Source organism: Streptococcus oralis subsp. oralis, from assembly GCF_002096495.1.
Classification (GTDB): domain Bacteria; phylum Bacillota; class Bacilli; order Lactobacillales; family Streptococcaceae; genus Streptococcus; species Streptococcus oralis_CU.
This window is the reverse complement of sequence record NZ_NCUO01000012.1, coordinates 489,994-502,476: the sequence shown is the minus strand read 5'-3', so window position 1 is coordinate 502,476 and position 12,483 is coordinate 489,994. Positions and strand designations below refer to the sequence as shown.

The window sequence follows — 12,483 nt, the reverse complement described above, 5'->3', positions numbered from 1 at the left end:
CCTTTCAAGAAATAGAAATGAGATGGAGATAGAGTCGGGAGGAATTCCTCCATCTCACTTCTTCGCTATTTACCTTTTATTCTTCAAACTGCGCTTGAACAAAGGCAAGAGCGCCTTTTCCATCGCGAGTCAATTTAATGTATTGGCCACCTTCTGTCTTGGCAAGTTTGATACCAAGTTTGTCGGTTTCGGCCTTCATGTCTTCAAAGTTTGAAGCAACTTGAGGAGCAAGGATAACCAGATCAAACTCAGGCAACATTTCACGGTGAGCACCATAGCCACCAGCTGCTGCTTTAACAGGAACTTGGTACTCTGCAGCTGCCTTATTTAGAGCATTTGCAAGAAGACCACTTGTACCTCCTCCTGCACAGAGAACGAGAACATTAGTTTCTTCTGTGATTGTGTTTTGCGCTGTTTCTACACCAGCTTTTTCAAGAATAGCATCTGCTTTGGCAGTATTGAAGTTTGCTGCTACTTTTTCTTTCAATTCATCATTGGCTTTACCTGAACGCTCTTCTTCAAGAATTTGTTCATCATAAACCTTGAGGAATGGATAGTAAATGGCTACGTCTACAAGAATTAACAAAGCAGCAAGTACAAATGACAAGAATTGGAAGTTTGTACCGAGAACAATACCGAGAGGACCTGGTGTTGTCCAAGGAAGGTTGGCAGTAAATGAGTTCATGCCAAGCGTTTCAATAAAGAATTTAAAGATCCATACGTTAGCAATTGGCGCAAAGATAAATGGAATAAAGAAAATCGGGTTCAATACAAGCGGTGCACCAAACAAGATTGGTTCATTTACACCAAAGAAAGTTGGCACTACTGAAGCACGTCCGATTGCACGATTTCGTTTTGATTTAGTTAACCACATGAACATGAATGGAACAACCAGTGTTGCACCTGTACCACCCATGGTAACAATAAACATTTGTGTACCTGAAGTAAGGATCTTGTCTGCATGCATCCCTTGTTGGAGAAGGTTCAAGTTGACTTCGGCATTTGCATAGGTAATAGCTGCGATTGCTGGTTCAACGATAGATGGACCATGGATACCAACAAACCAGAAGAAGGCAAAGGCACCAAAGATAATCGTAATACCTAGATAACCATCAGCAGCAGAGAATAACGGTGCAAAGAATTTACCGATTGATTCAGCTACGCTTGCACCAACAAAATGACGAGCTAGTAAATCGAGAGCATAAAGAGAAACCACTGATAGAGTGAATGGAATCACATCTTTAAAGACTTGTGAGATATTTGGTGGAACTTCGTCAGGCATACGAATAGTGACGTTGTTCTTAACACAAACCTTATAGATCGCCACAGTAACAAAGGCAGCAAGGAATGCTGAAAGCAAACCTTTTGTTCCAAGGAAACCTGTCGCAAAGCCACCTTCAATCGGATCAGCTGCCAACATCAACAAACCAACAATCGCAGCCAAAAGTGTTGACATATAGTTGATTTGATTGGTTTTCTCCATGCTACGGTTTACTGAGTCGGTCAATGACTTAGCTGTTGTACCAGCTACCAAGAGAGCTAGAATCCCCATTGAATAGCTATAAGGTTTCATAAGGAGATTTACAACATCATCAGACCATTTAAAGCCCCATGAGTTTGGTACAAAAGCAATCAAGATAAAGATACTTGAGAAGAGAATAACTGGCATACCAGCAATGAAACCATCACGAATAGCGCGAAGGTAGATATTACGAGACAGTTTTTCAAAGAAAGGCTTTCCTTTCTCGATAAAAGAAATTAGTTTGTTCATTACTTAACTCCTCTCTTGTAGAGTTCGATTAAATGGTGCATCAAATCTTTTAACAAAATGGTAGTCATCAAGTGATCCTGACCGTGCATCATGGTTACACTATAAGCCAAATCTTCACCAGCTGCCTCCTTAGTCAAAAGGCTTGTTTGCGCGTGGTGTGCCTCCGCGATGCAACCACCAGCTTCCTCTACGAGAGTATCAGCTTTCGCAAAATCGCCAGCTTCAGCAGCCTTTAAAGCTTCCAATAGTTTTGATCGAGCATCGCCAGCATAGGCAACAATTTCAAAACCTAACAATGTTACTTCTTCTCTATTCATGATAGAATTCTCCTTATGTATTTTTAATTAAATTTTTATGACAATAAACGTTGGATATGTAGAACTAGATAAACTCGTTCACTTTTATACAAATCAAGACCCGTATGTTGCGTAATCACATCATAGATTTTGGAACCGATCTCAAATGCTTTTGGATAGGATTGTTTAATATGATCTTCCATATCCAGAAGTGATTGGTTATCATCTCTAGATCTGTCTAAATAATCCAAGAAATAATTCAAATGAATCATAAAGCGATCATAGAAATGATTATTCTCTTTGGTTCGTTGAATTGCATAACCCTTTAGCACTTCTTCAACATTCCTGAGAATTTCTTTCCTCTTATCAATCGACTCCACAAGTTCCACTTCATTTTCACCTTCGGCATTAATGAAATGATAAGCGATCCGAATAATTTCATCCTCAGGGAAATGATCTGTCAACTTCTGACGATAGATTTCAAAGGCTTCCTTTGCGATTTGAAAAGCGACAGGATACTTAGTGGAAATATCTGGCAGATTACTATCCTTGTACCTTCCTTGTGCTAGAGCTTGGTAAGAGCAGTAAATATGATCTGTCAAGGTTACGTAGAGATACTCTTGAATCGGATAATGATATTTCTTTGATAGCTTATCAATGATTTCATAAGTCACTGTGATAAAATCAAGCGGAACATCTTTGAGGAGAGCCATAAAGTTTTCTCTTGACTCTTCGGTCTTCATCCGAAAGATTTTCTCAACCTTATTTTCAGCAATCAAATCCCCCTTCTTCTTTCCGAATGCAATCCCCTTACCAATTACAATCACCTCTTCTCCTTTGTCATTTCTGACAAGTGAAACATTGTGATTCATTGGATTTAGAATTCGATACATGTCAACCTCCTTTTATCTCTTAAAGGTATATGAGTACAAAAAATGACCACAAATGAACTAGAAAATCTATTGATTTCTAATCCACCTGTGATCATGCCTAATATTACTTAGTAACACTCACCTTGTATTAACTTGTGATTTAAGTATAGCACAAGTAAGTTTTTTTGTAAACCTTTACATTCAGCTTTTTTTAAAATTTTTATTTAGATCAATGTTCCTAAGATTAGGGGGGAAAACTTATACACGTTCAGTCCATGAAGTCGCTGTGGTTTGGAGAACTTTGTTGAGTTCATCAATGTTCTCAAATCCAGTTGTGCGTAGCCATTCACGAGCTGCTACTTCACCGTCTTTGATGTAGGCTTCAACTGATCCAGCCCAAGTTGCACGGCCGCAAAGAACACCGTTGAAGTTTGCGCCTGATTCGTGAGCAAAGACAAGGGTTTCTTGGAAGAGTTTAGCTGATACACCTGCACTTAAGTAGATGTAAGGAAGATTTGTTGCTTCGTCTTGCGCTTTGAAGAAAGCTGCTGCTTCTTCTCGTGTATGCACGATTTCACCATCACCAAAGCCTTCAACGTATTTCACATTGACTGGAACTTCCACTTTCAAGACGTCGATGTTGAAGCGTGGGTCTGAGAAGACCTTCATGGCACCGATAACCTTCTGTGGTTTCACTTTTGCGTATTCTGCAGAACCTGCATCAGCGATTTTTTCATCGTAAGCGAGGATTTCAAGGAAGAATGGAATGTCTTCTGCCACGCATTCAGAACCAATGCGTTCGATGTAGGCTTGTTTTTGTTGATTGAGTTCGTCAGAGCTGTCTACATCATAGTAAAGCAAGAATTTGACAGCATCTGCACCTTGTTCTTTGATGCGTTTGGCAGACCAAACATCCAAGCAGTCTGGCAAGCGTTTGGTGCTTGTTGTGTCGTATCCTGTTTTTTCATAAGCAAGGAGAAGACCAGCATTTGGAGCAAGCGCTTTTGTAGCTGGGAGACCATACTCAGGGTCGAGAAGCATAGAGGATGCGTATTTTGTCAATTCATCTGCAACCAAAACCTTGAGTTCTTCCATTTGAGTCACTGTTGGTTCTTCTGTTTGGTATTGAGCCATAAGACGTTTCAAAGCACCACGTTGGTCAAAGGCAAGAGCTGAGATAATGCCATTTTCATCTGAAAGTTTTTCTAAGCGTGCACGTTTTTGTTCTGTTAAAGCCATTTTATACCTCTTTTACTATTAATTGATCATATAGGGCTTGATAGTTGGCCATATTGACATGACCTGTCATTTTTTCTTGAGCGTTGAGCATACCAAGGACATTTGCCTTGATGAGGAGTTCTTGATCCGATTCCTTATGAAGAAGTCCTGATGAAATCCCTGCCACAGTAGAATCACCAGATCCAACAGGGTTCACTACCTGAATTCTTGGAATATCTACCTTGTAGAAAGTGTCACCATGTTTTGCAAAAGCACCATTTGCACCAAGTGAAACAATTATCCACTCAATCCCTGCAAATAGAGGCTCTTGAAGTACTTCTTTTAATTCATCCAAATCCTCAGAAACTTCTCTTCCAAGAAGCTGAGACAATTCCTCATTATTTGGTTTGATGACTGTTGGTTTGTGTGGTGATTCAAGGACAGCCTGAAGAGCTGCACCTGAGCAGTCCAAAACTACAGGTTTACCAGCTTGATTAGCAAGTTCTACTAAGCTCGCATAGTAATCAACTGGAAGCCCGGCTGGCAGACTACCAGAGATAGCAACTACTTCCACAGTGTCAAGGAGATGCTCGAAATGAGCCAAGAAATCTTGCCCTTCTTGTTCAAGAACTTCGGGACCTTTTTCAAGGATTTCTGTTTGGTTTTCACCGTGTAGAATAGCGATACAGTTACGAGTCTCTCCTTGAATGGAGAAGAAACGTTTCGTTACTTTATCATCGATATGCTCTACTAAAAACTCACCAAGTTTACCACCGACCAAACCGGTAGCAACAACAGAATCACCAAATTCTGAAAGCACTCGTGTAACATTGAGCCCTTTACCACCAGCTGTCTTGGTCACGTCCACCACACGGTTGACAGTGTCAATTTTTAATTCATCCAAAGGATAAGAAATATCAATGGATGGATTCATTGTGACTGTTAAAATCATGCGTCACCTCTTAGTCGTGGTATTCACCGCGATCCCATTTTTCAAGGAATTCTGTAAAGAAGTTTGCATCTGCTTGATGAGCATTGTGAGTTTCAACGTGCTCAATTTTCGCAATCAATTTTTTGTTTTCTTCTGATGGTTTGTATTCAGCATTGATGAAAGCTTCAATGATGTCGCACATGAGCAATTCACCAGTGATTTTACCACCAAAACCAATAACATTGGCGTTCAATTGTTCTTTTGCATAAAGTGCTGTTGTCATATCACGAACCAAGGCAGAACGAACTCCTGGAACTTTATTTACAGCGTTGTTGATACCAACACCAGTACCACAGATACATACCCCAAGATCAGCTTGACCACTTGTAACGGCTTCACCAACTTTTTTACCAAAGATTGGGTAGTGAGTACGTGTGTGGTCATAGGTACCAAAGTCAATGACTTCATATCCTTTTGATTTCAAAAATTCTGAAACCGCCATTTTTTCATCTGTTACGATGTGGTCACATCCAATTGCAATTCTCATTAGTTATTCCCTCCGATTAATTATATAAATCTAATATCATTTATCCTTACTCAATAAAAATCAAGATTAGCTTAGGAAGCGAGCTGCAAGCATAACTGAGGTTAGCTAAAGTGAGCTGACAACAGATTATCTTGATTTTTGAAGAGTATTAGCACATTTTGTTCAACATATCGACCCTAATTTGGTGACGTCCACCGTCGTATTTACCGTTAACAAAACCTTTAGCAATATTTTTAGCCAATTCATCACCAACAAGTTGTGCACCCATAGTGATCATACGTGAGTTGTTGTGGCCACGAGTCATATAAGCTGAACGTTCGTCAGATACTTCTGCGGCAACCATTCCTTTGATCTTTGTTGCAACCATAAATGGACCAGCACCATAAGCATCAATCACGATACCAAGATTTTGTTCTTCTTTGTTTACTTCTGCAGCAACAGCAAGAGTCACATCAACAAAATCTTGACCTTCAGCTGTAACATCCACAACGTGGAAGTTTTCTTTTTCCAAGAAGTCTTTCACAACTTCTTTCAATCTCAAACCTGCAGCATCTGCACCGATAACAATAGACATATTGTATACTCCTTTTTATTTTTCTAGGCTAGTAAAGACTTTTATAGTTAGCAGTTTACCTACAAAAGATTTTCTAGCAGTTTATTGACAAATTTGATTGAATGAGATGAATATCACCTTATCCAAGTCCAGGAAATCAAGTTCCTAGAAACAAACTTTCTCCTCGAAAGAGAATATAACAAGTGATTGTTTGTTTGTTACAAACATCATTTGTTGCTTACAAACATAATATACTCCTATTTTTATAAAAAGTCAACAGTAAATGTTTGTTTTTGTGGTTTTTTATCTAAAATATTTCAATATCAAAGTCAATCTGATCTACTTGACCAGCTTCCAAGAGACGAACATTCTTCTTATCTTCTAAATGATCTCCTTCTTCAAGTGAAGTTGATAAGCCTGACCAGGGTTCAAAAGCGATGAAAGGTCCCTTATTCAAAGTTGACCAAATGATGAGATTTGAGAACTCCTGGAAGTGTACTTTTAATCCCTTCTCATGCTTACGAGAACGAAGGGCAATTGTTCTGGATTGTAACTCATCCAAAGTCACTGCATCTGTGCTAAACAAATCATAGCTAAGGTCTAATTCTTTTTGCCCATCCAACCATGGACTTCTATCTTGGAAGTCTAACATTCCTGTTTCTGGGAAAGGTCGTGGAACAGAGCAAGTCTCTTCTTTCTCAAACTCTAAATAGTAATCTTCATAAGTTTCGCCATCTAGTAGAGGACAATTAAATCCTGGATGTCCTCCTATAAAGAATGGCATTACTTTATTCGTTTCTTTATTATAGATTTTGTATTGAGTACGAACAATCTTGCTGGTCACTAGATAAGTGATTTCAAGGCGGAAGTGATAAGGATAGTTTTGATAAGTATTCTCATCATCTTCGATAGCAAAGGTTACGCTGTTTTCTGTTTGATCAACTAAGTCAAATTCTTTTTTACGGACCAAACCGTGACGAGGAATGTTTCCTTTCGTCTCCGTTCCATCTTCGTGACTGTAGAAGGCTGTATCTTCTCTTAAAGAGCCACAGATTGGAAAAAGAACTGGCGCTTGTCCACTCCAGTAAGTGGCATCTCCTTGCCACAAATACTCAATGCCTTCTCGATCCTTGATCGACGACAAGGCGCCACCTAAGGTTTTAAACTGGACCGTTAACTGGTCTGATTTTACTTCAATTACCATTGTATTCTCCAACTATTTTTAGATTTTTATATAAAAAACTAGGTTGCCACTCCCAACATCGGAAATTAACAACCTAGTTTTCACAATTTACATTTTATAGGAGCGAATTATTTAGCATTTGCTGCGTATTCTTCGTTACGTTTGATCATTTGTTTTCTATACCAAGCAAAGATACCTACATAGAATACAAGGAAGACTGCTGCACCAAGGATTGCTTTGATATCACCTGTTGTAGCATTACCGATTGCCCAACCAAATAGTTTTTCAATTGGTCCTTCAAGAGTTGAGTGAGTAATCAATTGAGATTGGTTCACACCTTCTGGGAAGGCACCTACACCTTTAGCAAGTTCTGTTGCGAATGGTGCGATAAGAGTACCTGAAAGAAGGAAGAGAGGCAACAAGAGTGTTCCGAAGATAATCATACGGAGCAATTTACCACGTGTAACAACCAAGAGAGCTGGAGTCACACCCATAGCGATGATACCTGCAAGTGGCAAGATACCATTTCCGACATTAGAAAGAAGTACAGCTTCAATCAACATGATTGGTGCAAGTACGTTGGCACAAGCCCAGATTTCAGCACGACCAGCGATGAAAGGCCAGTCAAGACCGATGTTGAATTTACGTCCTTGAAGACGTTTAGTAGCAACGTTTGTAATACCTTGTGAAAGTGGTTCTACGGCTGCGATGAACCAAGATCCGATAAGTGAGAAGAGCTCCAAGCAGACACCAGCTGTCAAACCAAGGCTCAACCAACCTTTAATAACAAGTTCCCATGAAGATGCATCTTCTACTCCAGCAACTGGATGTGGAGTTCCCATCAAACCAATAACGATACCAAGAATGAAACCGATGAAGAATTTAGATCCCCAGAAACCGATTTTCTTGTTCAATTTTGCAGCGTCAAAGTCATATTTATCAAGACCTGGGAAGAATTTTTCAAAAATCTTATCCAAAACCATGATGACTGGGTTCATCATGTAGTTCATGTGAGTTGAAGTCATTGGTGATGAACTTGGTGCATTAAGAAGGTCGTCGAATGTTGGTTTCATCAAGTCAGAGTTAATGATTTTCAAAACACCTACAAGAACAACTGCTGCAGTTGCGATGAAAAGTGAAACTCCTTGGCTAACACCATTGTTGTCTGCATACCATTTGATCAAAAGACCAGTGATTGACAAGTGCCAGATATCAAAGATATCAACGTCAAGTGTGTCCGTTTTCTTCATTGCAAGCATCACAACGTTGACAATCAACATCACAAGCAAGAAGTAAAGTGTCCAGGCAGATCCCCAAGTAATCGTAGCAAGTGGTGCCCAACCAACGTCAGTGATGTTTAACTGAATACCTGTGTTTTCAACGAATTTCGCAAGTGATGCTGAGAAAGCTCCGTTGAGCATACCGATGATGGCACCGATACCAGTAAGGGCGATGGCAAGTTTAATACCACCTTCAAGCGCTTTGGAGAATTTCACTCCAAATAGTAAGGCCAATACTGTCAAGATGATCAGCATGATGATAGGACCACCCATTTCCAAGACTGGCTTGAAAATCTTATTGGCTAGTTCGATAATGACATCCATAATAGTTCCTCCCGTTTTTTTAGTTATATGAATGTTAACAAGATAAAGAATAAATTAGCTTAGTCCATGTTCTTTGATAGCTGCTTCAATATTGTCAAATACTGGTGCGCTCATCGCTGGAATACGGAACAAGATTGGTCCAGCTTCAATTACTGGAATACCTGGTTCAAAACCAAGGTCAGTTGCAGCGATTGGTGTAAAGATATCGTAGCCCTTGATAAGGTCTTCGTTTACATCTTTCACCATGACTGCATCACAGTGAACGTCATAACCACGGTTTGAAAGTTCTTCTTCTAGAGCACTTTTAATTTGGTGACTTGAGTTAACACCTGCACCGCAGGCAGCAAGAATTTTAATCATTTGGATTTCCTCCGATTTTATTTTTTAATAGACAAGATTAAGCGGTTGCTTCGGAAATGTAAGCATAAAGTTTTTCTGGTTCGGAAATTTTTGATAGATCTTCCAGATGTCCATTTCCTGTGAAAAAGTCCATCAACTGAGCCAGAATATTTGTTTGACTTGAACTTGAGTTGTTAATGATAAAGAAGAGTAGGGATACTTCTACTTCCTTATCAGGAGCTATCATATTGTGAAAAGTTACTGGTTTTTCTAATCGAACAACCACCACTTTCTCAGCTAGATTATGAACAATATCTGTATGAGGAATCGCTACATTTGGCAAGTCCTTTCCTAGAAAATCCATATCTAAACCAGTTGGAAATGACTTTTCACGCGTGATCAAGGCTTCACGATAAGTTGGAGTGACAATTTCTCGTTCTTCCAACAGGGTTGCTACCTGATCAAAGAGTTGTTCTTGATTATCCGCTTCTAAGCAAAACACCAGGTTTTTGTCAAAGAAATGATCTAATCCCATAACATTTTCCCTTCTTTCAATTAACTTTTATGCTATAAGTATAACACTATATGAAATCGTTGTCAATATTTTTTGTTTTATTTTGTTCATTTTTTTATAAATTGTGTTTTATTTGGTAAATACAATCAATATCAAACATCCCTTGATTTCAACAACAAAAAAAGAAGGCTGAGCCTTCTTTTTTTGGATTGGTTACTTAATAGAAGATAAAATCTCTTCTAGTTTTTGATAGTCTTTGACACTATCGATTTCATAGATGCTGTTGCCTTCTAATTCTTCTACATATACATCTAGTTCTTTAATATTATCTTTAACCATATTATCCCAGTAGAGATCCACAAATTCACCACTTTCGTAAGCTTTGTCAATAAAGCCAACAATCTTCTCAGCAGTTGGTGCATCCCAGAATGAAACTCCGCTCAGAATGCGACCAGCCTTGCTATCAACAATGATGTCTTGAACCTTGTAGTCATCACCGTAAACCAAGAACCACTCGTTGGTACAATCTTCACGATAAACACTGAAATAGGTAGAACGTTCTAGATCATTTCTAAACATATTCTTGAAGAGATAGTTATCCGCATCAATGACATAGCTGTTAGCTAAGTCTTCTTTAACGAGATAAAGTGAGTAAAAGTTATTGTAATCAGCATACTTGTCGTTAAAGACTAAACGGACACCATATTTTTCTTTTAGGTAGTCAAATTGTTCTTTGAGGTAACCAACAACGATAATAATCTCATCAATTCCTCTCTCTTTCAAAAACTCAATTTGGTATTCTACCAAGGGTTTTTGATTAACCTTAACCAAAGCTTTTGGGGTATTTTCAGTCATAGGGCGCAGACGAGTTCCTAAGCCCGCTGCTAAAATAATCGCTTTCACACGAATCTCCTTTATTCTTTAATAATAATATAAACACCAGCCATAACAATAAGTGAAGTGATGATTGTCAGCATATCTAGCGGTGCACCCAAGAAAATAACTGCAAATAAGACAGTCCAAACTACATAGCTCACATTCAAACCTGTCGCTTTCGCAGGTTGTAAGCGATTAATGGCGATATAATAAGCTAAGTAGGAAATCATATCAAAGGCCGCAAAGACAATCAAGAGGCCGAATAATTGCCCATCTGCCACTTCTGCAAATGAATGGTGAGAAAAGAGCACAATCACTAGATAGGACAAGAATGAGGTTACTTGTCGAATTAACAAGGCTTCAATTTCACTTAAATCACTTTCCATAGCATAGGAGCTGAGAACACTTTCACTCCCCCAGGCAATAGCACAGATAAGGGCACAAAGAATCCCAATGTAAAACGAGTTAACTTGTTCAACCTTGTAGGTTTGAGCAATGATCGCTGCAATAATCAAGAAAACACCGAATACTGTATTCTTTGAAACCTTATGTTTCAAAATGAAGAAGGCGAGTAAAACTGAAACTGCTGGGTAAATAGCTGATACAGATGAAGCTAGAGAACTACCGATATATTTAACCGCATAAAGATTGGCCTGCATACCTATTGGTCCTGCTAGTAAAGCTCCGATAATTACACTTACATTTCGAATATTTAAGAAAATTGAAAGACGAACTTTTCTTTCTTTTACCAAAAGAAAAGCTAACAAGATAAAGATACTCAAGAAATCATGAGCAGCAGCCACCACAAAAGGTGAAAGATTTGTAAAAATTGAAAAGATATAAGCACTAATTGTTAGACCTAATCCCCAGAAGATACCAGAGAGCAGACCAAAGGAAACACCATTTTTATTCTTCATCCTAACCTCCATAATAAGTCAAACCCTCGACAGCTCTTTGGTAACGGTTGATACCATAATCTCCAAAATCAGCCCCTTGAGCTTCTTTGTACACTGTCCACAAACTCCAGATAGTATCTTGCAAGATTTTATAGATACGAATCTTCTCACGTGACACAGGCGTTTTGTCACTTTCATAGTAGGAAAGGAAAGCATCTTCCTCTTGCTTTGTAAATTCAGACTCTAAGAAAAGAGCTGCCAAATCCCACATCGGGTCATTCATAGAAGAGTATTCCCAGTCAATCAAATACAAACGACCTTGTGGTGACTCGATAAAGTTTTCTGGTACCAAATCGATGTGACAGGACTTTCTATCAACTCCCAAATCAGCCAAACTCTTTTCTAGTGAAAATACATCTTTTCTTACAGCTTCATAGTTTTCATAAGGGATAGGTCCTTCAATCAAGGATTCATATTTGCTGATTTCCTCAAAAGGAGCAAATTCTCCTCTTAATTCTTTCCCTGAAGCATGGATGGTTTGTAAAATTGGTGCAATCTTTTCAAACTTGGACTTAATTGATGTTGAATCAAGAGTTACTGCTGATTCGATGTATTCATTTACTTTGATCCCTGACTCAATATCAAAGAGATAATTTTTGACATCTAAATCTAAATCCTCTAAAAGTTCAAGATTGTACTTTTCATTTTGACGATCGATGAGTTTTTCAGTCCCTTTACCAAAAAATTTCACAATATACTGTTTGTTGGTTGTTTTAACCAAATAGTTTTGGTTGGTCATGCCTCCCAACTGTTCAACACTGAGTACTTCCTCTTCATTAGATAGTAAAGAAGAAATTTTTTCTTTGATGAGTTTTTCCACAAT

Annotated in this window: 14 protein-coding genes; all 14 read right to left on the bottom strand. The window is 38.7% G+C overall.

Features of this window, described 5'->3' with window-relative positions; genetic code table 11:
* Window positions 1-76: 76 nt before the first annotated feature.
* On the bottom strand, window positions 77-1,771 hold the full coding sequence (locus tag B7717_RS07895) for a lactose-specific PTS transporter subunit EIIC (RefSeq protein WP_084944498.1): 1,695 nt from the start codon (window positions 1,769-1,771) through the stop codon (window positions 77-79).
* Window positions 1,771-2,088, bottom strand: coding sequence for a PTS lactose/cellobiose transporter subunit IIA (locus tag B7717_RS07890; protein ID WP_001078327.1), 318 nt, complete (start codon window positions 2,086-2,088; stop codon window positions 1,771-1,773). Before B7717_RS07890 ends, B7717_RS07895 begins: the two co-directional genes overlap by 1 nt.
* 35 nt (window positions 2,089-2,123) lie before the next feature.
* Window positions 2,124-2,960, bottom strand: a complete 837-nt coding sequence (locus B7717_RS07885) for a PRD domain-containing protein (protein WP_044020838.1) — start codon at window positions 2,958-2,960, stop codon at window positions 2,124-2,126.
* A 237-nt stretch (window positions 2,961-3,197) separates the two neighbouring features.
* Window positions 3,198-4,178, bottom strand: a complete 981-nt coding sequence (lacD, locus tag B7717_RS07880) for a tagatose-bisphosphate aldolase (RefSeq protein ID WP_044020839.1) — start codon at window positions 4,176-4,178, stop codon at window positions 3,198-3,200.
* A gap of 1 nt (window position 4,179) precedes the next feature.
* Entirely contained in the window at window positions 4,180-5,109 is a 930-nt protein-coding gene (locus tag B7717_RS07875; RefSeq protein WP_044020840.1) for a tagatose-6-phosphate kinase, read from the bottom strand.
* 10 nt (window positions 5,110-5,119) lie between these two features.
* Window positions 5,120-5,635: a galactose-6-phosphate isomerase subunit LacB gene (gene lacB / locus B7717_RS07870; protein WP_001216921.1), complete on the bottom strand. Its 516-nt coding sequence runs from the start codon at window positions 5,633-5,635 to the stop codon at window positions 5,120-5,122.
* A gap of 148 nt (window positions 5,636-5,783) precedes the next feature.
* A complete protein-coding gene (gene lacA, locus B7717_RS07865; protein ID WP_000029277.1) occupies window positions 5,784-6,209 on the bottom strand; it encodes a galactose-6-phosphate isomerase subunit LacA in 426 nt (141 codons plus the stop codon).
* Window positions 6,210-6,495: 286 nt separating this feature from the next.
* The gene (locus tag B7717_RS07860; RefSeq protein ID WP_080976531.1) at window positions 6,496-7,392 is read right to left on the bottom strand and encodes an aldose 1-epimerase family protein; all 897 of its coding nucleotides are present in this window, start codon (window positions 7,390-7,392) and stop codon (window positions 6,496-6,498) included.
* 107 nt (window positions 7,393-7,499) lie between these two features.
* On the bottom strand, window positions 7,500-8,975 hold the full coding sequence (locus B7717_RS07855; protein ID WP_084944497.1) for a PTS galactitol transporter subunit IIC: 1,476 nt from the start codon (window positions 8,973-8,975) through the stop codon (window positions 7,500-7,502).
* Window positions 8,976-9,029: 54 nt separating this feature from the next.
* Window positions 9,030-9,335, bottom strand: a complete 306-nt coding sequence (locus tag B7717_RS07850) for a PTS sugar transporter subunit IIB (protein ID WP_000590551.1) — start codon at window positions 9,333-9,335, stop codon at window positions 9,030-9,032.
* Between the two features lie 37 nt (window positions 9,336-9,372).
* The gene (locus tag B7717_RS07845; RefSeq protein WP_162287145.1) at window positions 9,373-9,849 is read right to left on the bottom strand and encodes a PTS sugar transporter subunit IIA; all 477 of its coding nucleotides are present in this window, start codon (window positions 9,847-9,849) and stop codon (window positions 9,373-9,375) included.
* Window positions 9,850-10,041: 192 nt separating this feature from the next.
* Entirely contained in the window at window positions 10,042-10,731 is a 690-nt protein-coding gene (locus tag B7717_RS07840) for a CTP--phosphocholine cytidylyltransferase (RefSeq protein WP_049484389.1), read from the bottom strand.
* Window positions 10,732-10,742: 11 nt separating this feature from the next.
* Complete coding sequence (locus tag B7717_RS07835) at window positions 10,743-11,621, bottom strand: DMT family transporter (RefSeq protein WP_000791842.1); 879 nt, start codon at window positions 11,619-11,621, stop codon at window positions 10,743-10,745.
* Window position 11,622: 1 nt separating this feature from the next.
* Window positions 11,623-12,480: a phosphotransferase family protein gene (locus B7717_RS07830; RefSeq protein ID WP_084883036.1), complete on the bottom strand. Its 858-nt coding sequence runs from the start codon at window positions 12,478-12,480 to the stop codon at window positions 11,623-11,625.
* Window positions 12,481-12,483 lie beyond the last annotated feature (3 nt).

Bases quoted from the DNA above. Each gene is read 5' to 3' on its own strand.
- B7717_RS07895 (WP_084944498.1), bottom strand. From the start codon at position 1,771: ATGAACAAACTAATTTCTTTTATCGAGAAAGGAAAGCCTTTCTTTGAA.
- B7717_RS07890 (WP_001078327.1), bottom strand. From the start codon at position 2,088: ATGAATAGAGAAGAAGTAACATTGTTAGGTTTTGAAATTGTTGCCTAT.
- B7717_RS07885 (WP_044020838.1), bottom strand. From the start codon at position 2,960: ATGTATCGAATTCTAAATCCAATGAATCACAATGTTTCACTTGTCAGA.
- lacD (WP_044020839.1), bottom strand. From the start codon at position 4,178: ATGGCTTTAACAGAACAAAAACGTGCACGCTTAGAAAAACTTTCAGAT.
- B7717_RS07875 (WP_044020840.1), bottom strand. From the start codon at position 5,109: ATGATTTTAACAGTCACAATGAATCCATCCATTGATATTTCTTATCCT.
- lacB (WP_001216921.1), bottom strand. From the start codon at position 5,635: ATGAGAATTGCAATTGGATGTGACCACATCGTAACAGATGAAAAAATG.
- lacA (WP_000029277.1), bottom strand. From the start codon at position 6,209: ATGTCTATTGTTATCGGTGCAGATGCTGCAGGTTTGAGATTGAAAGAA.
- B7717_RS07860 (WP_080976531.1), bottom strand. From the start codon at position 7,392: ATGGTAATTGAAGTAAAATCAGACCAGTTAACGGTCCAGTTTAAAACC.
- B7717_RS07855 (WP_084944497.1), bottom strand. From the start codon at position 8,975: ATGGATGTCATTATCGAACTAGCCAATAAGATTTTCAAGCCAGTCTTG.
- B7717_RS07850 (WP_000590551.1), bottom strand. From the start codon at position 9,335: ATGATTAAAATTCTTGCTGCCTGCGGTGCAGGTGTTAACTCAAGTCAC.
- B7717_RS07845 (WP_162287145.1), bottom strand. From the start codon at position 9,849: ATGGGATTAGATCATTTCTTTGACAAAAACCTGGTGTTTTGCTTAGAA.
- B7717_RS07835 (WP_000791842.1), bottom strand. From the start codon at position 11,621: ATGAAGAATAAAAATGGTGTTTCCTTTGGTCTGCTCTCTGGTATCTTC.